At 71.4% G+C, this 22,057-nt stretch carries 23 protein-coding genes and 1 pseudogene; 15 read left to right on the forward strand and 9 right to left on the reverse strand.

All coding sequences use genetic code 11. The features are described 5' to 3' along the window. Positions 1–92 precede the first annotated feature (92 nt). A complete protein-coding gene (locus OG403_RS04860) occupies positions 93–1,445 on the reverse strand; it encodes an aminotransferase class I/II-fold pyridoxal phosphate-dependent enzyme (protein ID WP_329561709.1) in 1,353 nt (450 codons plus the stop codon). 35 nt (positions 1,446–1,480) lie between these two features. Here OG403_RS04860 and OG403_RS04865 point away from each other — a divergent pair, with 35 nt between their 5' ends. From OG403_RS04865 to OG403_RS04880, 4 genes are all read left to right on the forward strand, one after another. Beyond that, complete coding sequence (locus OG403_RS04865) at positions 1,481–2,167, forward strand: pyridoxamine 5'-phosphate oxidase family protein (RefSeq protein WP_329561711.1); 687 nt, start codon at positions 1,481–1,483, stop codon at positions 2,165–2,167. After that, positions 2,161–2,811, forward strand: coding sequence for an FMN-binding negative transcriptional regulator (locus OG403_RS04870; RefSeq protein ID WP_329561713.1), 651 nt, complete (start codon positions 2,161–2,163; stop codon positions 2,809–2,811). The genes OG403_RS04865 and OG403_RS04870 overlap by 7 nt, the downstream gene beginning before the upstream one ends. Before the next feature lie 158 nt (positions 2,812–2,969). After that, the gene (locus OG403_RS04875; protein WP_442911046.1) at positions 2,970–4,385 is read left to right on the forward strand and encodes a sugar porter family MFS transporter; all 1,416 of its coding nucleotides are present in this window, start codon (positions 2,970–2,972) and stop codon (positions 4,383–4,385) included. A gap of 136 nt (positions 4,386–4,521) precedes the next feature. Beyond that, a complete protein-coding gene (locus tag OG403_RS04880; protein ID WP_329561715.1) occupies positions 4,522–5,223 on the forward strand; it encodes a dienelactone hydrolase family protein in 702 nt (233 codons plus the stop codon). Here the strand turns inward: OG403_RS04880 and OG403_RS04885 are convergent. Further along, positions 5,195–6,295, reverse strand: coding sequence for a hypothetical protein (locus OG403_RS04885; protein WP_329561717.1), 1,101 nt, complete (start codon positions 6,293–6,295; stop codon positions 5,195–5,197). The two genes, OG403_RS04880 and OG403_RS04885, sit on opposite strands and share 29 nt — an antisense overlap. A 154-nt stretch (positions 6,296–6,449) precedes the next feature. On the opposite strand from OG403_RS04885, the gene OG403_RS04890 reads away from it, so the two are divergent. Then, positions 6,450–7,892, forward strand: a complete 1,443-nt coding sequence (locus OG403_RS04890) for an MFS transporter (RefSeq protein WP_329561718.1) — start codon at positions 6,450–6,452, stop codon at positions 7,890–7,892. A 23-nt stretch (positions 7,893–7,915) separates the two neighbouring features. Here OG403_RS04890 and OG403_RS04895 read toward each other — a convergent pair. Then, positions 7,916–9,115: pseudogene (locus OG403_RS04895) on the reverse strand (MFS transporter); the annotation flags it as partial. Positions 9,116–9,159: 44 nt separating this feature from the next. On the opposite strand from OG403_RS04895, the gene OG403_RS04900 reads away from it, so the two are divergent. The 5 genes from OG403_RS04900 to OG403_RS04920 all read left to right on the forward strand — a co-directional run bounded on the left by OG403_RS04900 (position 9,160) and on the right by OG403_RS04920 (position 13,143). Continuing rightward, positions 9,160–9,798, forward strand: coding sequence for a TetR/AcrR family transcriptional regulator (locus tag OG403_RS04900; RefSeq protein ID WP_329561719.1), 639 nt, complete (start codon positions 9,160–9,162; stop codon positions 9,796–9,798). Between the two features lie 104 nt (positions 9,799–9,902). After that, positions 9,903–10,115, forward strand: coding sequence for a hypothetical protein (locus OG403_RS04905; RefSeq protein WP_329561720.1), 213 nt, complete (start codon positions 9,903–9,905; stop codon positions 10,113–10,115). Positions 10,116–10,245: 130 nt separating this feature from the next. After that, on the forward strand, positions 10,246–10,563 hold the full coding sequence (locus tag OG403_RS04910) for a hypothetical protein (protein WP_329561721.1): 318 nt from the start codon (positions 10,246–10,248) through the stop codon (positions 10,561–10,563). 68 nt (positions 10,564–10,631) lie between these two features. Beyond that, positions 10,632–11,951 (forward strand): IS630 family transposase, encoded by a 1,320-nt coding sequence (locus OG403_RS04915; RefSeq protein ID WP_329561723.1) that lies wholly within the window; start codon positions 10,632–10,634, stop codon positions 11,949–11,951. Between the two features lie 364 nt (positions 11,952–12,315). Further along, the gene (locus OG403_RS04920; RefSeq protein ID WP_329561724.1) at positions 12,316–13,143 is read left to right on the forward strand and encodes a S1 family peptidase; all 828 of its coding nucleotides are present in this window, start codon (positions 12,316–12,318) and stop codon (positions 13,141–13,143) included. Positions 13,144–13,193: 50 nt separating this feature from the next. Here OG403_RS04920 and OG403_RS04925 read toward each other — a convergent pair whose 3' ends face one another. The 4 genes from OG403_RS04925 to OG403_RS04940 form a co-directional block, all read right to left on the reverse strand. After that, complete coding sequence (locus tag OG403_RS04925) at positions 13,194–13,400, reverse strand: hypothetical protein (RefSeq protein ID WP_329561726.1); 207 nt, start codon at positions 13,398–13,400, stop codon at positions 13,194–13,196. Further along, entirely contained in the window at positions 13,400–13,798 is a 399-nt protein-coding gene (locus tag OG403_RS04930) for a carboxymuconolactone decarboxylase family protein (RefSeq protein WP_329561728.1), read from the reverse strand. Before OG403_RS04930 ends, OG403_RS04925 begins: the two co-directional genes overlap by 1 nt. Positions 13,799–14,019: 221 nt before the next feature. Then, positions 14,020–14,562, reverse strand: coding sequence for a sugar O-acetyltransferase (locus OG403_RS04935; protein WP_329561730.1), 543 nt, complete (start codon positions 14,560–14,562; stop codon positions 14,020–14,022). Between the two features lie 394 nt (positions 14,563–14,956). Beyond that, complete coding sequence (locus OG403_RS04940; protein WP_329561732.1) at positions 14,957–15,130, reverse strand: hypothetical protein; 174 nt, start codon at positions 15,128–15,130, stop codon at positions 14,957–14,959. A 582-nt stretch (positions 15,131–15,712) separates the two neighbouring features. Here OG403_RS04940 and OG403_RS04945 point away from each other — a divergent pair. From OG403_RS04945 to OG403_RS04955, 3 genes are all read left to right on the forward strand, one after another. Beyond that, positions 15,713–16,636 carry a hypothetical protein gene (locus OG403_RS04945; protein WP_329561733.1) on the forward strand — a complete coding sequence of 308 codons (924 nt, stop codon included), beginning with the start codon at positions 15,713–15,715 and terminating at the stop codon, positions 16,634–16,636. A 351-nt stretch (positions 16,637–16,987) separates the two neighbouring features. Further along, the gene (locus OG403_RS04950; protein WP_329561734.1) at positions 16,988–17,179 is read left to right on the forward strand and encodes a YegP family protein; all 192 of its coding nucleotides are present in this window, start codon (positions 16,988–16,990) and stop codon (positions 17,177–17,179) included. Positions 17,180–17,307: 128 nt separating this feature from the next. After that, complete coding sequence (locus tag OG403_RS04955) at positions 17,308–18,153, forward strand: PhzF family phenazine biosynthesis protein (protein ID WP_329561735.1); 846 nt, start codon at positions 17,308–17,310, stop codon at positions 18,151–18,153. Here OG403_RS04955 and OG403_RS04960 read toward each other — a convergent pair. Further along, on the reverse strand, positions 18,131–18,934 hold the full coding sequence (locus tag OG403_RS04960; RefSeq protein WP_329561737.1) for a CPBP family intramembrane glutamic endopeptidase: 804 nt from the start codon (positions 18,932–18,934) through the stop codon (positions 18,131–18,133). The two genes, OG403_RS04955 and OG403_RS04960, sit on opposite strands and share 23 nt — an antisense overlap. Before the next feature lie 49 nt (positions 18,935–18,983). After that, complete coding sequence (locus OG403_RS04965) at positions 18,984–20,486, reverse strand: glutamate-cysteine ligase family protein (protein ID WP_329561739.1); 1,503 nt, start codon at positions 20,484–20,486, stop codon at positions 18,984–18,986. Positions 20,487–20,846: 360 nt separating this feature from the next. Here OG403_RS04965 and OG403_RS04970 point away from each other — a divergent pair, with 360 nt between their 5' ends. Continuing rightward, positions 20,847–21,464, forward strand: a complete 618-nt coding sequence (locus OG403_RS04970; RefSeq protein WP_329561741.1) for a hypothetical protein — start codon at positions 20,847–20,849, stop codon at positions 21,462–21,464. Between the two features lie 360 nt (positions 21,465–21,824). Further along, the gene (locus OG403_RS04975; RefSeq protein WP_280723693.1) at positions 21,825–22,016 is read left to right on the forward strand and encodes a DUF5999 family protein; all 192 of its coding nucleotides are present in this window, start codon (positions 21,825–21,827) and stop codon (positions 22,014–22,016) included. Positions 22,017–22,057 lie beyond the last annotated feature (41 nt).

The raw sequence follows: 22,057 nt of genomic DNA on the forward strand, positions 1-22,057 counted from the left end.
TGAGCGCGGTGGTTACCGCTAGGTAGCGGCAGCACCTTTCTCACCCTGTTACCGGTGCGTTAACTTCTGCCGACCCGTCAGTCACCCGCCGGTCAGATCTGCCGCGCCCCCGTCGTCGAGGCACCGAGGACGGCCGCCAGGTCCCCGGCCAGCCGCGGCGCCTCGTCCGGGTCCAGGTCCGAGACGGTGATCCGCAGCCCGGGCGGGGACTGCACCCGGAATCCCGTCCCCGGGGCGACCACCCACCCGCGCTGCAGCAGGCCGACCACGGCGCCGGTCTCCTCCGGCACCGGCACCCAGACGTTCACCCCGCTCGCCCCGTGGCCGGTGATCCCGCGCGCGGCCAGCGCCACCAGCAGCGCCCCCCGGCGGGCGGCGTAGGCCTCGGCGACGCCGGACGGGCGGGCGCCGTGGCTGCGCCAGAGCTCGGCGGTGGCGCGCTGCAGCAGATGGCTGACCCAGCCGGTGTCCAGCCGCTGCCGGCCGCGCAGCCGGTCGACGGTGGCCTGGTCCCCGGTCAGCACCGCCAGCCGCAGGTCGGGGCCGTAGGCCTTGGCGGCGGAGCGGACCACCACCCAGCGGGCGACCACGGGCCGGCGGTCGGCGGCGCAGGTCAGGGTGGCGAACGGCAGCTCGGTGATGCCGTGCCCGTGGTCGTCCTCCAGCAGCAGGACGTCCGGATGCCCGGCCAGCACGGTGCGCAGCTCGGCGGCGCGGGTGGCGGTGACCGCGGCGCCGGTCGGGTTCTGCGCCCGACTGGTGACGATCAGCGCGCGGGCGCCGGCCGCGAGTGCGGCGGCCAGCGATGCGGGGCGCGGACCCTGGTCGTCCAGGGCGACCGGCAGGGTGCGCAGGCCGTGGGCGGGCAGCAGGTCGAGCAGGCTGCGCCAGCCCGGGTCCTCGATGGCGACCGCGTCGCCGGGGCGCAGCTGGGTGGCCAGCACCCGGTCGATCGCGTCCAGTGCGCCGTTGGTGACCGCGAGCGCGCCCTCGGGCACCCCGTCGGCCCGGAAGCCGGCCGCGGCGAGCTCGATCAGCGCGGGCTCGGTGGCGGGATGCCCGTACAGCACGGGGGCCCGGTCGGCCGCCGCGGCGGCGACCGCGAGGGCGGGGGCGAGCGGCGGCAGCAGGCGCGGGTCAGGGTTGCCGGCGGCGAGGTTGCGGGCGCCCGACGGGACGTCGAGCCGGACCTGGTCGCGGTAGGTGGTGACCGGGCGCGGGCGGATCCGGCTGCCGCGGCGCCCGGCGGTCTCGATCACCCCGCGATCGCGCAGCAGGCGATAGGCGGCGGCCACGGTGTTCGGGTTGACGCCGAGCTCCTCGGCCAGTTCACGCAGCGGTGGCAGCGCCTGGCCTGGCTCCAACTCCCCCGCGCCGACAGCACGTTCGACGTCGGCGGCGATCTCCGTGGCGCGCCGGCCCTGAATCCGATAGTCTCCTAGCACAAAGTTCATTATGCACTAGTACATAGGGGGTTGTCATGTCGGACACGAGCAGCAACCAGGAGCGCTACGCCCGCACCCCGCGCACCACGCCCACCCGCTACAAGGACCGGGCGAGCTGGGAGCGGGCCGAGATCCACGCGATCCTCGACACCGCCTGGATCTGCCACCTGGGCTTCGTCGCGGACGGCGCCCCGGTGGTGCTGCCGACGATCTTCGCCCGGGTCGACGACCGGCTCTACCTGCACGGCTCCACCGGCAGCCGCCCGCTGCGGGCGGCCGGCGACCCGGCGGGCCTGCCGGTCTGCGTGACGGTCACCCAGTTGGACGCCCTGGTGCTGACCAAGTCCGCGTTCAACCACTCCGTCAACTTCCGCTCGGTGGTCGCACACGGCATCGCCGAGCAGGTCACCGACCCGGCCGAGCTGACACTGGCGCTGGACGCGCTGGTCGACCAGGCGATCCCGGGGCGCTCGGCGGACGTCCGGGCGGCCAACCCGAAGGAGCTGGCCAAGACGGCGGTGATCCGGCTGGTGCTCGACGAGGTCTCGGCCAAGTCCCGCGACGACGACGCGCAGGACGACCCCGAGGACGAGGAGCTGCCCTACTGGTCCGGCATCGTGCCGGTGTCGGCCGTCTACGGCGAACCCCGGCCGCACCCGGGCACCATGCGCGAACTTCCCTCGTACCTGCGGGACTTCCAGCCGGGCGGTGCGCCGTGCTGATCCGCAACTGGGACAAGGGCACCGAAGGCGAGTGGCGCGCGTTCCTGGCGGAGCGGGACTTCGGGCTACTGGCGGCCAACGGGAGCGGCGACGGCGGGCCGGTCCTGGTCCCCACGCACTTCGTGCTCGACCCGGACCGGGGCGAGATCCTGCTCCACCTGGCCGCGCCCAACCCGCTCTTCGCGGCGATCACGGCCAACCCCCGGGTGACCCTCGCGGTGACCGACGACTACACCTTCGTCCCCGGTACCTGGCGCGCCACCCAGGTGCCGACCAGCCACTACGCCTCGGTGCAGTTCGACTGCCTGGCGCAGGCGGTGGACAGCGCGGCCGGCAAGGCCGAGATCCTCAACCGGCAGCTCGCGCACTTCCAGCCGCAGACCCCCGAGGCCCGCGTCGTCCCCGGCAGCGAGCCCTTCGGGCCGCACCTGTCGGGCATCCGCGGGCTGCGGCTGACGGTGCGCCAGGTGCGGGCGAAGTTCAAGTACGACGACAAGCTGCCGGTCGATCAGCAGGCCGCGCTGGCCGAGCGGCTGGCCGACCGGGCCGGGCCGGGCGACGCGGGGGCCCGGGCGCAGTTGCTGCGGCGCAACGCGCGGCGCGGCGGCGCGCCGACCGGAACCTGCCCGGCGGACCACGAATAGCGCGGATCACGAATGGCGGGGAGCACGGACAGCGGGAACCACGGACAGCGGGGACCACGGATAACGCCGATGGACATACCGGGCGCCTTACGGGGAAGTCGAGGTTGCGCCTGATCTGATGGTACGGATCAGCCCCTATCGGACCCCGGGAGCCCACTCTGTCCAGGACCGTACCGGCGCAGCCCGCCGCCAAGAACGCCCCCCTGGGCCGCGTCGTCTTCATTTCGGCGGCGGCGGCCATGGGCGGCTTCCTCTTCGGCTACGACAGCGCCGTCATCAACGGCGCCGTCACCGGCATCCAGAAGCACTTCCACGTGGGCAGCGGTGAGACCGCCTTCGTGGTGGCGATCGCGCTGCTCGGCTCGGCGGCCGGTGCGGTGGCGGCGGGCTGGCTGGCCGACCACCTGGGCCGGGTGCGGACCATGTGGCTGGCTGCGCTGCTCTTCGCGATCAGCGGGGTGGGCTCGATGTTCCCGCCCAGCATCCAGGTGCTCGCGCTGTGGCGGGTGCTCGGCGGCATCGCGATCGGCATCGCCTCGGTGATCGCGCCCACCTACATCGCCGAGGTGGCCCCGACCGCCTACCGGGGCCGGCTGGCCTCGTTCCAGCAGATGGCGATCGTGCTCGGCATCACCGTCTCGCAGCTCGTCAACTACGCGCTCAACCAGGCCGCGGGCGGCGAGTCGACCAACCACCTGGCCGGGATCCAGGCGTGGCAGTGGATGCTCGGGGCGGAGACGGTGCCGGCCCTGGTCTACGGGGTGATGACGCTGCGCATCCCGGAGTCGCCGCGCCACCTGATCGCCACCGGCCGCGAAGCCGAGGCCCGCACGGTGCTGCGCGAGGTGGAAGGCCCGGCGGTCGACCTGGACGCCCGGGTGACGGAGATCCGCACCGTGCTGCACAGCGCCCACAAGCCGCGGCTGCCCGACCTGCTGGGCGGCCGGTTCGGCCTGCTGCCGATCGTCTGGGTCGGCATCGGCGCCTCGGTCTTCCAGCAGTTCGTCGGCATCAACGTGATCTTCTACTACTCCTCGGTGCTCTGGCAGTCCGTCGGCATCAACGAGAGCAACTCGCTGCTGATCAGCATCTCCACCTCGATCGTCAACGTGATCGGCACGGTGATCGCGATGCTGCTGGTGGACCGGATCGGCCGCAAGCCGCTGGCGCTGGCCGGCTCGGTCGGCATGGCGCTCTCGCTGGGCACCGCCGCCTGGGCCTTCTCCTACCGCACCGGTACCGGCACCACCGCCACCCTGCCCAGCCTGCAGGGCACCGTCGCGCTGGTCGCGGCGCACGTCTTCGTGCTCTGCTTCGCGTTCTCCTGGGGCGTGGTGGTCTGGGTGCTGCTCGGCGAGATGTTCCCGAACAAGATCCGCGCGCTCGCGCTCTCGGTGGCGGCCTCCGCCCAGTGGCTCGCCAACTGGGCGATCACCGTCAGCTTCCCCGACCTGGCCGACTGGAACCTGTCCGCCACCTACGTCATCTACGCCTGCTTCGCGCTGCTCTCGATCCCGTTCGTGGCCTTCTGCATCAAGGAGACCCGGGGCAAGGCGCTGGAGGAGATGGGGTAGCGCGCCGTCCGCCGGTTGCGGACCGCGCGACACGCCGATGACGGCCCGGAACTGACTCCCACTCGGCTCCCGGCCCGAATACCATCATCCCCGCGGGCCGCCATGGCCCGGTCCGCGGCTCACCAGGAGATGCCCGATGGCCGAACCCCCCTCCGGGGCACAGAACACCACCTTTCCGAGCAACGGGGGCCAGGCGCACGGCTACCTCGCGCTACCGCCGGAGGGGCGTGGGCCAGGGCTGGTGGTGGTCCAGGAGTGGTGGGGCCTGACCACGCACATGACCTCGATGGTCGACCGGTTCGCCGCCGAGGGCTTCCTGACGCTGGCGCCCGACCTGTACGGCGGCGCCACCACGCACGACCGCGAGGAGGCCGCCCTGCTGCTCAAGCAGCTGCCGGTGGATCAGGCGGTGCGGGACCTGCGCGGCGCCGTCGACTTCCTGCTCGGCCACCCGGCGCTGATCGGGGACGCGGTCGCGGTGGTCGGCTTCTGCATGGGCGGCGCCTTCGCGCTGCGGCTGGCCGCGCAGGAGGGCGACAAGGTGGCGGCCGTGGTCCCGTTCTACGGGCTGCCGCGCGAACCCGACTACGACTACCGGGGACTGACCGCCCATGTGCTGGGCCACTACGCGGAGCACGACCACGGGCTGCCCGTGGCCCAGGTGGACGAGGCGGCGATCCGGATCGGCGAGGCCACCGACCGCCGTCCCGAGATCCACTTCTATCCGGCCGGACACGCGTTCATGAACGACGAGAACCTGAACGGCACCTACGACCCGCTGCAGGCCCGGATCGCCTGGCGGCGCACTCTCAGCTTCCTGCGCGGGCACCTGGGGTGAGGGGCTCGAAGGCGGGGTAGCCCGGCAGCGGCGCCACGTCCCAGCCGTCCGCCAGCTCGCCGAGCAGGCGGCGCATCGTCGCGGTGAGGGCCGGCAGGCCGGGCAGGTCGGCCGCCCGCTCCCAGCGCTGCCGCAGGACCTGGCGGCGGGTCGCCACCGGACGGCGGGTGCGGTGCATCGGGGCGTCCGCCGCCAGCGCGCGGGGCAGCAGGCGGACCGTCAGGTCGACCGTCCAGACCGCGACCGCCGCGGCCAGCCCGGCCTGCCAGAGCGCGTCCTCGGCCAGCTCGGGATAGCCGGCCACCACCTCGGCGCGGTAGGTCCGCTCGATCTCGGCGGCCAGCCCCGGCGGCAGCTCGAAGACGCACCAGCAGCTGGAGAAGGGCATCCGACAGTAGGCGGCGGTCAGGAAGACCGACTGGTAGCCGGCCGCCTCGAAGTCGATCAGCCACAGGCCGTCATCGGTCAGCAGGTTGTTGTCCGGGCAGGTGTCGCCCGGGGTGAAGCCGGGGTAGCGCTCGCCGCCGGCCGTACCGATCCGGGCCAGCTCCGCGGCCAGACCCGGCGCCGGCGTCACCCCGGCCGCCCGCAGCACGCCCGGTAGCGCGGCGGCGTTCTCGGCCGCCCACGGCTCGTCCTCCCAGGAACAGAGGCCGAGGTCGTAGCGGGCCCAGAGTTCGGCGAACTCGGCCCGGCGCCCGGTCGTGGCGGCCGCCAGCCGGCCCAGACCCCTGGCCCAGTCCAGCAGGCCGCGCTCGGCGGCCTTCGGGTCGGCGCCGAGCAGCAGGTCGGCCAGGGTGGGCGCGCCGCCCAGGTCGGCCATCACCAGCAGCCGCAGGTCCCGGTCCGCGGCGAGAAGTTCGGGCCCGGCCACGCCGAGCGCCAGGCCGGCGGCCTCGGCGGTGAAGGAGCGGCGCGCCTCGGCCTCGTCGGTGAACGCCTTGACCACCACGCTGCCGCCCTCGTCCGTGCGGCAGCGCAGCACGGTGCTGCGTGGGCTGCCGCCCAGGTCCACCGGGTCGGACAGCTGACGGTTCAGCAGGGCACTCGCGGTGCGCAGGATCTCGTGCATCCGGGGATGCTGTCACGAGGGTTCGGAGCATCCAAGCTGATTTTCGATCAGCTTCGACCAGTTTCCGAACGGTTCATGCGGGGTAACTCCCCCAACCTGTCCATACCTGTCCGTAGCGTGGACAGGTCTCCATGCCACCGTCATAGTCGGGCGAATGCCGAATCGAGCCACCACCACCGTCGGCCGCACGCCGAACCATCCGAGCACCGAGCACCCCAGCGCCGAGCAGCGCAGCACCGGATCCCCCAGCACCGAGCACCGCCCCACCGAGCACCCCAGCACCGAACCCCCGCGCAAGCACCGCCCGCGCCCGCTGTCCTGGGCCGGGCGCGACTACCTGATCCAGACCGGCGCCACCGTGGTCGGCGGTCTCGGCAACGCCGGCGCCCCGATCGCCACCGCCTTCGCGCTGCTGCGGATGGGCGGCGGCGCCGCCGAGATCGGCTACGTCACCGGCGCGCGGCTGGCCGCCATCGTGCTCTTCCTGCTGATCGGCGGCGCGGTGGCCGACCGGCTGCCCCGGCACCGGGTGATGGTGGCGGCCAACCTCGGCAACGCACTCTCCCAGGCGCTGCTCGCCGCCCTGGTGCTGACCGGTTCGGCCCAGCTCTGGCAGGTGGTGCTGCTGGCGGCGGCGAACGGGATCGGGCAGGCCTTCTACGCTCCGGCCGCCGAGGGCATGATCATGGAGTCGGTCGAGCAGGAGCAGGCCCCCCGGGCCTTCGCGCTCTTCCGCACCGCGCTGAACTCCTCGCTGATCGGCGGCGCGGCGCTGGGCGGCGCGCTGGTCGCGGCGGTCGGCCCCGGCTGGGTGCTGGCGCTGGACGCCGCCACGCTGGCCGCGGCCGGCGCGCTGCGGCTCTTCCTGCGCGCCCCCGTGCCGAGCCCGCGACCGGCCGAGCCCGGGGCCGATCGCGGGGCCGCGCCCGGCATGCTCGCCGATCTGCGCGAGGGCTGGCGGGAGTTCACCTCCCGGCGCTGGCTCTGGGCGGTGGTGGTGCAGTACGGCGTGGTGAACGCCTGCCTGATCGCGGCCGAGTCGGTGCTCGGTCCGATCGTGGCCGACCAGCGCCTCGGCGGGCCACGGCCGTGGGGACTGGTCAACGCGGCGATGGGCGCCGGGCTGGTGGCCGGCGGACTGCTGATGGTCCGCTGGCAGCCGCGCCGGCTGCTGCTGGTCGGCACCTTCGGCATCCTGCTCTTCGCCGCGCCGGCCGCCTCGCTGGCGGCGGGCGCGTCGCTGACCACGATCGGGGCCGCGATGTTCGCCTCGGGGGTCGGCGGGACGGTCTACGGGGTCTGCTGGATGATCGCACTGCAGCAGGAGATCCCGGCCGCGAGCTTCTCCCGGGTGGCCGCCTACGACTGGTGCGGCTCGGTGGCGCTGGCACCGGTGGGAACCGCGGCAGCCGCCCCGCTGGCCGGCGGGCTCGGCTTGAACGGCGCGCTCTGGGCCTGTGCGGGCGGGATGACGCTGCTGTCCCTGCTGGTGCTGGCGGTACCCGAAGTACGGCGACTGGCCCGGGTCTCGGCGGCGCCGACGCCGGCGGGCAGCTCCTCGGAGGCCGTCCCCACCACCACCGAGGCCACCGCCTGATGACTGCGCAGCACTCGGAAGAGCAGCGGCGCGACCAGCACGGTCAGCGCCGCGCCCGCCAGGAACGGGGCCCGCAGCCCGTAGGCGTGAGCCAGCACGCCGGCCAGCGCCGCGCCAACGGCCAGACCGCCGTTGGCCACCATCTGGTAGGCCATGCTGACCCGGCCGAGCAGTTGCTCCGGCACCAGGTCCTGCCGGAGCGAGACCGCGAGCACTCCCCAGGCCAAGCTCAGCGCTCCGTAGCCGACCGTGGCGCAGCCGGCCGGCGGCCAACTGCTGCTCAGCCCCGCGACAGTCAGCGCCAGGCCTGAGCCCAGCATGGTGACCAGCAGCGTCCAGCCCGTACCGAGCCGTCGGCCGAGCCAGGGCGCGGCCAGCGAGCCGAGCACCCCGCCGACCGCGAAGCCGGCGACCAGCAGGCCGTAGCCGACCGCGCTCAGCCGCAGGACCTCGCGCGCGTACAGCACCAGCACCGCGAGCACTCCGCCGACGACCACGTTGGCCGTCGTCGCCGCCAGGCAGAGCGCGCGCAGCAGCCGGTGCCGGGCCAGCCAGCGCGCACCCTCAACCGCCTCGGTGAACAGGCCGCGCACCGCCTGACGGTCCGTCGACGGCTCGGGGCGCCGGACCCGCAGGCTGCCGGGCAGCAGGAACACCAGCAGGGCCGCCAGTCCGAACGAGACCGCGTCCACCGCGAACGGCACCAGCGCGGCGAGGCCGAAGCAGACGGTGCCCAGCGGCCCACCGAGCAGCGAGTCCGTCACCAGCGCGCCCGCCTGCAGGCGTCCGTTGGCCCGGGGCCGGTCGGCCGGGCGGACCACGGCCGGGACCACCCCGGACCAGCCCGCGTTGTAGAAGGTCTGCCCGCAGCCGAGCAGGAAGCCGACCAGCACGATCAGCGGGATCCGCGCGGCCCCGAGCGCCACCGTCATCGCGAAACCGGCGGCCAGTACCGCGCGGCAGGCGTCCACCGCCCAGAGCAGGCGCCGCCGGTCCACCCGGTCGGCCAGCGCCCCGGCCGGCAGGCTGAGCAGCAGCCATGGCAGTTGTTCGGCGACGGCCACCAGCGCCAGGTCACGCGGATCCCGGGAGATCCGGGCGGCCAGCAGCGGCAGCGCGACGAAGCGCATACCGTCACCGAGCGCGGAGACCGTGACCGAGGTCCAGATCAGTCGGAAGCGAGATCCCAGCGGCGCCACGGCCGCTCCCCCAGCGGAAATCATGAACTAGACTCTGGTTCAGCTTTGAAGCCCTGTCAAGGAGTGCGATGACCGAGAGCGAGCCGCCACTGCCCGCCGGTGTGCTGCGCGAGCCGCAGCAGCAGCGCAGCCGGGAGAAGGTGGCCCGGATCCTGACGGCCACCGCCAAGCTGCTGGAGGAGCGCGACTACGAGGAGGTCGGGACCAAACTGATCGCCGCCGAGGCCGGAGTCTCGGTCGGGGTGCTGTACCGCTTCTTCCCGGACAAGCACGCGATCGTCAGCACCCTGGTGGTTCGCTGGTTGGACGAGTTCACCACCCTCACCGACCAGGTCCTGGCCGGCCCGCTGCCGGGCACTCCGGGCGAGCTGACCGCCCGCCTGCTCGACGCGCACGTCCGGTTCCGACGCGAGCAACCGGGATTCCAGCGGCTCTGTCTCTCCGGCCCGCCACTGCCCGCCCTGCGCGAGTACGACGAGGCCACCGACCGGCGGCTGGCCGCCGCGATCCGCACCGTCCTGGTGCGGCACTACGGCTACCCGGCCACCCCTGGCTTCGTCCTGCGCACCGAACTCGTTGTGGCAACCGCCGGCCGGCTGCTCGACACCGCCTTCCGGGACCTCCCCGAAGGCGATCCGGCGATCCTCGCCGAGATCCGGCTGATGCTGGACCGCTGGCTGCTCGAACGCCCGGCCGCCACCGACTGAACCCGCGCGCCCGGCACAACCTTCCACCCCCGGCGGCGGTCTGACCCCATGAGGTCCGCCGCCACCGGGAGGGAGATCCGTTGCCAAGGCGCCTGCGCATCAGCATGTCTGACGATTCGTCAGCCCAACCGCCGGACGCCTGCTGGCTGGTCGAACTGGCCGGCGTGGACGGCCGCCGGTACGCGTACCGGGTGTACGCGTCGAAGCAGGCGCTCCCGGGCGACCTGTTCTGGTCCGCCCTGCACCACCACGACGCGGGACCACTGCCGCGCGCGCTCGACCTCTTCGACACCGCGCTGATCCGCCTGCTCGCCTGAGTGGTCCTGCCGGTCCGTGCGGCGTCAACGGCGGTCCACGCATGATCAACACACCTGACCCGCAACCCCCGGCCTTCTCTTCCGTTGATCCAGTTGTCTTTGTTCTCCGAAGAGTTGGGAAGAATGCCGGATGTCTCATGTACTGATGCGCCGCCTCGCCACCGTCGCCACCTCGACCATCCTGCTGGGCGGGCTCGCCGCAGGAGCGGCCGGCGCCGCATACGCGGCCGACAGCACCTCGGCCGGCCCCGCCCACACCGCTGCCGCCACGCGCAGCGGCAGCGCCTGGGACCGGCCCGTCGACAAGCAGCGCGACCGCAACGACCACGGCACCTACTGGCGCGAGGCCGGTGGCGTCAAGGCACGCTGGAACGCCGAGCACCGCTACTGGGAGCGCCAGGCCGGCAGCCGCTGGGAGCACTGGAACGGCCACCGCTGGGTCGCCTAGTGTGATGCGCCGCAAATCACGAGGTAAGTTGATACCCTTTTAGAGTGGCGCATCCTGGACCTTCTGCCGTGGCGATCACGCTGTCTGGTGACGAGCGTGCCGAGTTGGTGCGTCGGGCCGGGTCGTGGGACCGGAGAGCGGCCGAGCGGGCCCGGATCATTCTGGCGTGCGCTGACGGTAAGTCGAATGCCGCTGCCGCGGAGCAAGTTGGCGTCCAGGCAAAGACGGTGTCCAAGTGGCGGCGCAAGTTCGCGGCCGAGGGGCTGGCCGGCTTGCAGGATGCGGGCCGTATCGGTCGACCGAAGGCCGACCTGGTCCTGAGTGAGGCCGAGCGGGACCAGTTGGTGCGCTGGGCGAGACGGGCGAAGACCGCGCAGTTTCTCGCGCTGCGGGCCAGGATCGTGCTGCGCTGCGCGGAGGGCGGGACGAACCGGCAGGCGGCGATGGACCTGGGCGTCGACGATTCGACTGTGGAGCGCTGGCGGGCCCGGTTCATCGACAAGCGGCTGGACGGCTTGCAGGATGAGCCGCGTCCAGGCAGGCCGCCCTCGATCCTGCTCGATCAGGTCGAAGACGTCATCGTCGCCACTCTGGAGTCCGCCCCGGGTCAGGACACGCACTGGTCGCGGGCCTCGATGGCCACCCGCACGGGGCTGTCGAAGTCGACCATCGGGCGGATCTGGAAGAGGTTCGACCTCAAGCCCCACCTTCAGGACAGCTTCAAGCTCTCCACCGACCCGCAGTTCGTGGACAAGGTGGTGGACGTCGTCGGGCTCTACCACAACCCGCCCGAGAAGGCCGTCGTACTCTGCGTCGACGAGAAGTCCCAGATCCAGGCGCTGGACCGGTCCCAGCCAGTGCTGCCGATGATGCCAGGCATGCCCGAACGCCGCACCCACGACTACCTGCGGCACGGCATCACCAGCCTGTTCGCGGCCTTCAACATCGCCGACGGAACCGTCATCAGCGAACTCCACCGCCGCCACCGGGCCCTGGAGTTCAAGAAATTCCTGATCACCATAGACAAGGCCGTCCCCGCCCAGCTCGACGTGCACTTGGTGTGTGACAACTACAGCACTCACAACACCGCCGAGATCAGAACCTGGCTCAGCCGGCACCCACGCTTCCACGTCCACTTCACCCCAACCGGCTCATCCTGGATCAACCAAGTCGAGCGCTGGTTCGGCCTGTTGACCGACAAGCTCATCCGCCGCGGCGTCCACACCTCCGTCAAAGCCCTCGAAGACGACATCAAGGCCTGGATCGACACCTGGAACCAGGATCCGAGACCGTTCACCTGGACCAAGACCGCCGATGAAATCCTCAAGTCCCTCGCCGACTACCTCGCCAAGATCAACCCTCCTCGCCAGCAACCATCACAGCAATAGTTACCCTCGTGATTTGCGGCGCATCACACTAGTGCCGCGTCAGGCAACTTTTGCCCGTCAAGGAGCGGCGTCCGGTGCGTGCTATCGGCGTGCCGGCCGGAAGTCCTCGTACTGGACGTACTTGGGCTTTCGGCCGGTGCGGCGAGAGTGCGTGCCGGGCGTCGCGACGGGGCGAAGGTTGCCTGACGCGGCACTAGCACCCCGCCCCCGGCAGCCCTCCACCCGCTGCCGGGGGCACTACCGATGATCTCCACCCCAGGCTCACTCCAGAACGGGCTCAGGTATTCGGGCGAGTCGCGCCCATGGATTGTGCGTGCACGATGATAAAAATTCGCACAACTGCCTTACCCCTCCTGGAGGATAAGTGAAGACCGGACTGAAAATCGCATCGGTGGCAGTCGCCGCCCTGCTGAGCGCCTTTGTCGGCGTGACCCCAGCCGCCGAGGCAGAACAACCCGGCAGCGGAGGGCCGCAGTCACGCATCATCGGTGGCGGAGACGTGAGCCAGGGATACTCCGGCGCCGCCGCCTCGATCACCAGCGTGGACGGACCCGACCAGCTGTTCCGCTGCAGCGGAGTTCTCATCGCTCCGCACTGGGTGGTGACGGCAGCACACTGCTTCAACCTCATCAGCGTGCCTCCGTACGGCCGGACACTCGTGCGCATCGGAACGATCGACCGCTCGTTCGGAGGAGAGCTGCGCGAGGCCACGGGCATGTACAGCCAGACCGGACCCGCGGACGTGGGGCTCCTTGAGCTCGACAAGGACGTGACCTCTGTCCCCCCGGCCCCGATCGGCCCGCCGGTTCAGGCACGTGACGTCCCCTTCCCCGCCGTGGTCACGGGCTGGGGGCGCACCTGCAATCCCAGCCGTGCGGACCTCGACTGCCTGGAGCCGGCCCGCTATCTCAAATACCTCAACACGAACGTCATTCACCCAGATCTCTGCACCGGCGAAGGCCGTCCGATCCGTCCCGACATTGAGCTGTGCACCGAAAGCAAGCCGACTGCCACGCCCTGCGAAGGGGATTCAGGCGGCCCGCTGTCGAGTTTGGTGCAGGGCAGACTGGTCCTGATCGGAGTCGTCTCCAGAGGCAGCGACAAGGAGTTCTGCGGCTCCGCGAACACCATCATGAGCGATATCACGGTTTCGCCGACCAGGAACTGGATCAAGGGGCTCACCGGCGCCTGAAATCCACCGGGATCGACCGGCTCCCGACCTCGGGCAGACTGCGCCGCCGCTCAATGCGGCTGACCGGCGCTCGGCCGCAGACCGCGCACCTGCCGGTCGTACTCGGCCAGCAGGGTGGCGAGTTGGTCGATCACCTCCGCCGGGACATCGGCGGGCGCGGTGTCGACCACGTACCGCGCGGCAGCCGCGAACGAGGCCAGCTCGTACACGTGGAACGTGCCGCGCAGCACCATCGGCCGTACGCTCTCCAGCTCCATCACGCGCTCTTGGCCCGTACGTACTCCCCGACCTGGGCGAGTTCGGCCTTGAACTGGTCGTAGTCCTCCTGCATGCCGTTGATGTAGGCGCTCCAGCCCAGGCTGCACTTGGCGTAGTGGACCGCCTCCTGGATCTCCTCGTCCGTCGCACCGAAGAGCTTGGCGGCCTCGGTGTGGAAGAGGGTGCAGTAGTGGCACTTCGTCTCGGCGTGCAGCCCCACCCCGATCAGTTCCTTGTACTTGTTGGGGATCAGCGTCTCGCCGAGTTCGATCCGCTTGAAGATCTCCCACTCAGGGCCCAGCAACTCGGTGGGAATCCTGGTGAAGAAGTGCGGGACAAGGCCCATGGTTTCCTTGATGTCGGCCTCGACCTCAGCGCGGTTGACTGCGGTGGCCATGGCGGCTTCCTCCTCACGGACCCGCTCTGCCCCGGCTCGGCCCAGTCCGCACACGGGCGCGGGCTGCCTGAGACCGAGCACGCGCTCCAGTTGCTGCGAACGGCGATGGCATCGGGCCCTACCCACCAGCGTAGACAGGACAGCCACCGGCCAGCCAGCCCCAATCCCACGGACCCATCGTCGGCCACTTGCCGATCCTGGGCCGGCACCTGGAGCGGTCGTCACCACCGTCGGTGCACGGTTGCCTTACTGCCGGTCACCAGGCTCGCCGGCGGAACGTCATCGGTCACGACCGCGCCGGCGGCGATCACGGCATCACGGCCGATGCTGACGCCGGGCAGGATCGTGGCACCGGCACCGATCCACACGTTCTCCGCCACGTCGATGGGTGCGCCGGTGAGGTACAGCCGCCGCTCCTCGGGATCGACCGGATGGCCGCTGGTGATGAACGTGACCTTCGGGCCTACCATCACGCGCTCGCCGAGCCGGATGCCGGCATAGTCCAGGAACGTGCAGTTCTGGTTGATGAAGACGCGCTCGGCGAGGTCGAGATGGAGGCCGTGGTCCGTGTAGAAGGGCGGATAGATCGTGACTCTCGGTGGCAGTGGCTTGCCGAGGATCTGTTCGAACAGTTCCGCCTTGCCCGCCTCGTCTTCGAAAGGCAGGACGTTCAGACGGGAGGTGAGCTCGGTGACCCGCAGGACCCTCTCGGCCATGGCCTGGAACTCGGCGCTGTGGATGCGCATGAGACGGTCGCTGGACATGGCACGGTCCTTTCCGGTGTACCGGTGACTGGATAAGACCCACTGGATGGTCAATATCGAGGGGTGCCGGCGGGGACGAGAACGAGGGCGCCCGGGATCGTTTTGCGACGAACAACCTGGCCACCCTCGCGACGGCACTCTATGTGAAGGCCGACCAGTGAAGACCGACGACCTGCTGAAGGCGTCTCCCGCCCACCACGGGCCGCCCAGGCGAGCGACCTCCGCACGGCGACGAAAGCCTCCGCTTCCCGACGCCGCACCCCCAACGCCGGTCCTGACGGCCGGTCCGCCTCAACGGTGACGGCGCCCCAAGGCTGCCGGCGGCTGTGTTGGTGGCCAGTTGAGACGGCTCATCCGGGATTTTCGCGAAACGGGCCCGTGCTTCCGCGCGGGCCTACGCCGGGCGCGCAGCGCACGGAGTACGGCGGTGCCGGCTGCGACGACCCCGGCGCTGGCGGTGCAGCAGATCCACGATCGCGCCCCGGCTGGTCCAGCTGCGGCCAAGAGCCTCGGTCCAGTCGTCGAGCAGCGCCATCTCCGCCGAGTGGAGCGCCTTCAACAGTTTCATGAGGCTGAGCGCCAGAGCGCTGACGGACTCCGCTTGGTCGTCGCTCCGTTGACTCCAGAGGATCGTGCTGACCAGGCGTCCGCTGAACCCTTGGGACGCCACCGGACACGACGGCCCGCGCCCGGGCCAGCCACTCATGCTTCGGGACAGGCCGCGTGCTCGGCAGCCGTTCTTCGATGGCACCCGGCTCAGGCCAGCCGCTGAACGCCTCGCGGACCAAGGGGTCGCATCGGGCGCACCACACGGCCCGCCGGTGCGGCGCGGCGGCGAGGGTGGTGGTGACGGGGGCGAGGGTCATGCTCGGCTCCTTGTCGGTGTCCGGGTACAGGGTCCTTCACCTCCGGGCCCGGGCGGGGCCGGGTCCGGCAAAGAATCTCCGGACCAGCCGCGTGACGCCCGTCACCCCACTACAGGCGCTGCGACGGCATGGCCCTTCGCCGACCCTGGTGCTGCAGGACCGGTCACCGATGCCAGCCGGAGTGATGCAGATCACGGTTGTAGCGCTGGGAATCTCTGTCGATTCGCACCGCTGGCGGGCCGAAAAGCAGAGCCTTCTCGTACCGACCCAGGAGAACCAGCACGGTGTGCACCTTCATCAACACGACCCTCCAGCCCGGCCCCGGACTGCTCCGGCAGTTCCTGACCGACGTCACCTACACCCGGGCAGGGCACCGCTGGCGACGGGAGCGGTGCCAGTCGCCACTACTCCAGCCGACCGTGGACCGGTCGCCCTGGAAGCTCACGCTCGAGCTCATGGCGATCGCCCGCCGACCCCACTTGGCGCTTCAATTCCTCTTCAGGGACCCTGAGCGGGCCGCCTTGTTCCCGGAGGACTTCGAGGTCGAACACGTTGCGCCGGGCGCCGTCGCCGTCCTGCTGATCGGTCTCGCCCGAGCGATCAGGCATGGCCGGCGCGCCGCACCCCCGCCCGCCCGGGAGGCACTTGTCGCGGCCCTGACGGCCCGGTTCGCCGCGATCCACGGCGACCGGGACACGGTGGATGCGTTCAGCCGGGACTGGCTGGGGCTGGAGCATCCTGCGCGGTGGCGAGAAGCGGTGGAGAACGCCCTCCTGGGCGACTGGGTCCACCAGCTGGGCCAAGGGCCACTGCGCGATCCAGAGCTGCTCGCACTGCTCCAGCGGCATGCCGCCATCGAGCACCGCCACCTGCAGCCGCTGTGGGAACGCAAGGTCCGGGGAAAGCGCACCGTACTGCTCAGCCAGCCCGTCGGCACCGATCTGACGATTGCGGACCTGCTGGTCGAACACCGGACCCCGGAGAGCGAGGCACTCTGGGCGGAGATCGGCGACAGCCGGCTCGCCCGCGTGCTGCAGCACCTGGCCCCGCAGGAGAAGGCGGTCGCTTGGTGCAGGGCGCAGGGCGCGCCCACTTGGCCCGAAGCCGCCCGCGCCGCCGGCCTGCCGACCGCCTACGGGGAACGCGTGCGCCGCAAGCTCAAGTACCTCGGGGCCAAGCACGCCGCAGGTTGCGCAAACGCCCCCTGACGCTCGCCAAGGCCCTGCCAGCTCAGGTGTCGGTCAAAGCGGATCAAGCCCATGGGGCCCTGGCCGACCTCCGCGGTCACCAGGACCCCGCACTCACTTTCCGCAGCTACCGCACCGGGTCACGCGCCCGCTCAGCAAGGCAGTCAGCAGCCGGCACTGCCATCACCCCTGCGGCATCATCCGCCCCCCGGTGTGCACCAGCTGCCACAACGTCCCGACAGCGGGGCAACCGGAACCCCACTCCGCGCCTCGAACGGTCGCCACCCGGCTGGATCATCTGGCCTGCGCTCCATGGGGTTTGACCGTACGTTTCCATCGAGGGGGCCACCCAAGCGAGAGGTGTCATCTGCCATGGCAGGCAAGTTCGAGCTCTACACCGACGAGAGCGGCATGCACCGGTTCCGACTCAAGGCCAGCAACGGCTCCGTCGTCCTGGTCGGCGACGCGCACGAGAGCAAGGAATCGCTGCTGAAGAACATCGAGTCGCTCCGCAAACTCGCCCCGTACGCGGAGGTCCGCGAAGCGAGCGGCAGCCCGGTGTAGCCGTTCGCGGTGACATGGTGGGGAGTGGCCCGGTCGGGTCGCTCCCCACCATCGTGCCCAAACCGACCGAGCCAGTCCTGCCGAATTGGCCCTGTCGAGGGCACCCTGACTGCCCCTAGGCTCGGGGAATGCGTATCTCGATCATCGACGCCTTCACCGACCGCCCCTTCGCCGGCAATCCGGCCGGCGTCTGTCTGCTGGAGACGGACGCGTGGCCCGCGGAGCAGTGGATGCGCCAGGTGGCGCGCGAACTCAACCTCTCCGAGACCGCCTTCGTCCGCCCGCTGACCGACGACGCCGAAGCCGACTGGGCGCTGCGCTGGTTCACCCCGATGACCGAGGTCCCGCTCTGCGGGCACGGCACGCTGGCCGCCACCCACGCGCTGCGCAGCCACGGCCTGGCCGGCCAGGAGCCGGTCCGGTTCAGTTCGTTGAGCGGAGTGCTGACGGCCATGCCGCGCACCGACGGCATGATCAGCCTGGACTTCCCGGCCGCCCGCCCGGAGCCCGCCGAGGTCCCCGAGGGCCTGGCCGAGGCCCTCGGCAGCCCGGTGCTCGGCTGCCGCACCACCGGCGGCCTGGACATCCTGCTCGCCGAACTGCGCAGCGAGCACGCGGTGCGCGGCCTGGCCCCGGACCTGGCGGCCATCACCCGTCAGCGGGCCCGGGGTGTGGTGGTCACCGCACTGGCCGAAGACCCGTCCGACGGCTACGACTTCGTCTCCCGCTACTTCGCCCCGGCCGCCGGGGTGGCCGAGGACCCGGTGACCGGCAGCGCGCACACCGTGCTGGCCCCGTTCTGGGCCGAGCGGCTCGGGCGCACCACGTTGACCGGCTACCAGGCCTCGGCCCGCGGCGGGCTGGTCCACTGCGAACTGCGCGGCGGCGCGGCGGACCGTGGCGAGCGGGTGCTGCTCTCGGGGCGGGCGGTCACCGTGCTGACCGGCGAGCTCAGCCCGTCGGCAGCCAGCTGACGTGCCCGGCCAGCAGCGCGTAGCCGACGAAGGCGGTGGTGTCGATCAGCGCGTGCGCCATGGCCAGCGGCATCACCCGGCCCCAACGCCGGTAGAGCAGGCAGAAGACGGCGCCCATCACCATGTTGCCGACCAGCCCGCCCACGCCCTGGTAGAGGTGGTAGGAGCCGCGCACCAGCGAGCTGGCCAGCACGATCGCCGGCCAGCCCCAGCCGCGCTGCTCCAGGCGGCGGATCAGGTAGCCGAGCACCACCACCTCCTCCAGCACGGCGTTCTGGCAGGCCGACCCGATCAGCACGGGGATCCGCCACCAGACGTCGGGCAGGCCCGAGGGCACCACCGTGAGGTTGAATCCGGCGGCCCGCGAGCCCAGGTAGAGGGCCAGCCCACTGCCCCCGATCACGGCGGCCACCAGGGCGCCGCGCCCGAGGTCGGCGAGCTTGTGGCGCAGGTCGAAGCCGAGCACCCGCAGGCTGGTCCCTTCGCGGACCAGCAGGTAGCCGACCAGCACCACCGGCATCAGACCCCGGGCGATGTAGTAGAGCTGGTAGGCCAGATCGATCCAGGGCCGTCCCGGTGCGGCCGAGGAGTTCAGCGGGGCGACCTGCTGGCTGAGCGCGGTGTGCTGGGTGAGCGAGTCGGCGAAGCTGATCACCGCGTAGACCCCGCTCGCGCCGAGCGACAGGCCCAGGACGATCAGCAGCTCGATACCGAGCAGCCGCCGCCCGGGCGAGCCGGGCGGCAGGGTGTTCTCGGGGTACGCGGGAGGAGCGATCGTCATGGCCGATCATCCTGTCATACCAGGATGAGCCCGGCCCTGAGCTGGGCCGTCAGCCCACCGGCCAGGTGTGCACCGGTTCACCGGCCCGCATCAGCTCCATGTAGCGCCGGGTCATGGTGGCCAGCGCGGTGTTCCGGTCCATGCCGTAGCGCTCGCGCAACTGATGGACGGTGGCGGCCTGCCAGGCGGCGCCGTTGGTCCGGCGCAGGCAGCGCTGCTCGATGATGCCCAGGTAGCGGTCCCGGTCGGCCGGCTGCACGCCCCACGCGTCCAGGCCCTGGTGGGCCAGCGGCAGCAGCTCGCCGAGCACCAGGTCCACCACCGGCACCTCGGCGAGCGCGCCGCGCGCCCCGCGGCCCTGCCGGGGCCAGTGGATGGCGCTGTCGATGCCGTACCGCGCGGCGGTCTGGAAGTTCTGCTCGGCCCGGTCGAACGGCAGCCTGGTCCAGATCGGACGGTTCTGCTCGGCGAGCACCCGGACCAGGCCGTAGTAGAAGGCGGCGTTGGCCAGCGTGTCGGCGACCGTCGGACCGGCCGGCAGGCAGCGGTTCTCCACCCGCAGGTGCGGCACACCGTCGGCCACGTCGTAGACCGGGCGGTTCCACCGGTAGATGGTGCCGTTGTGCAGGCGCATCTCGGCGAGCTTGGGGATGCCGCCGGAGGCCAGCACCTTGGCCGGGTCCTCGTCGTCGCAGATCGGCAGCAGCGCCGGGAAGTACCGCATGTTCTCCGCGAACAGCTCCAGCACGCTGTCCACCCAGCGCTCCCCGAACCAGGTGATGGGGCGCACGCCCTGGGCCTTGAGCTCGGCCGAACGGGTGTCGCAGGCCTGCTGGAAGAGGACCGGACGGGTCTCCCGCCACAGCTCGCGGCCGAACAGGAAGGGCGAGTTGGCGCCCAGCGCCACCTGGACGGCGGCGATCGCCTGGGCGGCGTTCCAGACCGAGGCGAACCGGTCCGGGGTGACCTGCAGGTGCAGTTGCAGCGAGGTCGCCGCTGCCTCGGCCACCATGGTCACCGACTCGAGCACCAGGTGTTCCACGCCCTCGATGTCGAGCGCGATCTCCTCGCCCCGGGCGGCCATGATCTGGTCGCTGAGCAGGGTGTAGCGGTTGTTGTTCGACATCGAGTCCAGCCCGGTGTGCTCCACGCCCAGCGTCGGCAGCACACCGACCATGATGATCCGGGCATCCGCCTCGGCGGCCCGCCGGTCGGCGTAGCGCAGGCCGGTGTCGATCTCCTCGCGCAGTTCCTCGAAGACGTGCCCGGTCAGCCGGTGCGGGGCGATGTTGACCTCGATGTTGAACTGGCCCAGCTCGGTCTGGAAGTCGGCCGACCCGATCGCCGCCAGTACCTGCTCGTTGCGCATCAGCGGCAGACCCTGTTCGTCCGCCAGGTTGAGCTCGATCTCCAGACCCAGCACCGCCCTGGGCCGGTCGAATCGGCCGTCCCTCAGCATCCGGTCCAGAGCCTCCTGGCAGGACTGCAGCTTGAGCCGGTACTGCTGCCGGTCCGCCAGGTCCGCGCGCGTCGCGACGACCTTCTCCCCCATGGATGCCCCCTTCGGCCGGTGCCACCGTGCCCTGCATCATGCCCAGCCGGAAGATCGATACCCGATCTCGCTCAATGCCTTGCGACACAAGGGAACTGACGCTCCCTCACCTTCAGGTCAACTTGCCGAGCCGGACAGAAGGTGATAAGAAGGTCACCCTGCGCACTTGTTCGAGTAGGCTGCGCGCCGCTTGTCGCTCCGGCTCCGGTTCGCTTTCCGGGGCTCGGGCGACACTCTCGCGTGCGGCGCAGTCCACTCGCGCGCCACGCCCCGCGATCACGCCCAACCGGACCCGGCCATCTCGCGCCACGCCGGTATGCCGCTTTCGCACGCCGATCTCGCACGGAGAGGCGACCTGCCATGACCCTGCAAACGCCCCAGCCCCCACCCAGCGCCCTGCGGGCTGTACTGGCCGCACTGAGTTCGCCCGCTGCCCTGCGGCAGCCCGGGGCCGCCGCGCTGCGCAGTCCCACCGGCCGACTCTCGCCCTCCCATCCACTGGCGGTGCACCACCTGCCGCCCGGGACGACGACGGCACGGGCGTTGGCCGCCGCGCCGCGCACCGGCTGGCGGTTCCTGATCGAGACCGGCGGGGTGGTGGTCGCGGCAGCCGAGGTGGTGAAGTCGGCGGAGGGCCATAGTTTCGCGCACTTCGCGGCCGGCCCCTACCTGGACTCCACGGTGCAGGCAGTGGCCCAGGCCTGGCAGCTGGTGCAGGCCCAGCGCACCAGCCACCAGGCACGGCTGCTCTCGATGCCGGGGCACTACGCCACCGCGCTGTGGCTGCACGGCATCGACGCCACGCCGGACGACGACCTGCTGATCCCACTGGCCCCGGCCCCGCTGGGGGTCACCGCACACCACGCCTATCCGGCCGGTGAACTGCTCACCCTGCTCGCCCGCCCGGCGGCGGCTCCCGGCAGCGCCGCCAGGTCGGCGGCGGCGGCCGCTCCGCTCGCGCCGGTACCCGCGTTCTAGCTCCGGACCCACGCGGGTCCCACCCCACCCTGACGGACTATCTCGTAGCCACCCGGCCGCACCAGGGCCGGGTGGCCCGTTTGTGCGCGCAAATCCCGGGGAGCCATCTGAATGGGTGATCTCTGGCCCGGAGTTGTGGCGCGTGTCACCAAACAGCTGCGAGACGGGCCCGCGATGCCGACACTGGAGACCAGCGTGGAAGGACCACCTGTCCTACCCACAGAAGCGCCGGCTCACACCTGGGCCGGCCGGACAGGATCCGACCACCGTCAACGGTGTTCCGGAGCCGCCGGGTCCAGCCGGGACTCGGGCCGGTACCGCTGCGGGGGGCGTGGATCGTGAGTGAAGCGAGGTACCAGGATGTGCCAGCACCGACCTGAGTGTCCGTCCGCCGAGTCCGCCGACCGGGAGGCCGCCGTCCCGGTCGCCCGGCACCCCGAGCAGGGCTGGAGCCTGCTGTGCAACGGGGTCCTGCTCTTCGAGGACACCGGCGAGCTGCTGCCGGACGGCCGGGTGATCGCACCGCACCGGGCGCTGGTGATCGCCGCCTGATCACCTGTCGGCCGATACAAGCCGGTGGAATCGACGAAGTC

Source organism: Kitasatospora sp. NBC_01266 (assembly GCF_036242395.1).
Taxonomy (GTDB): Bacteria; Actinomycetota; Actinomycetes; order Streptomycetales; family Streptomycetaceae; genus Kitasatospora.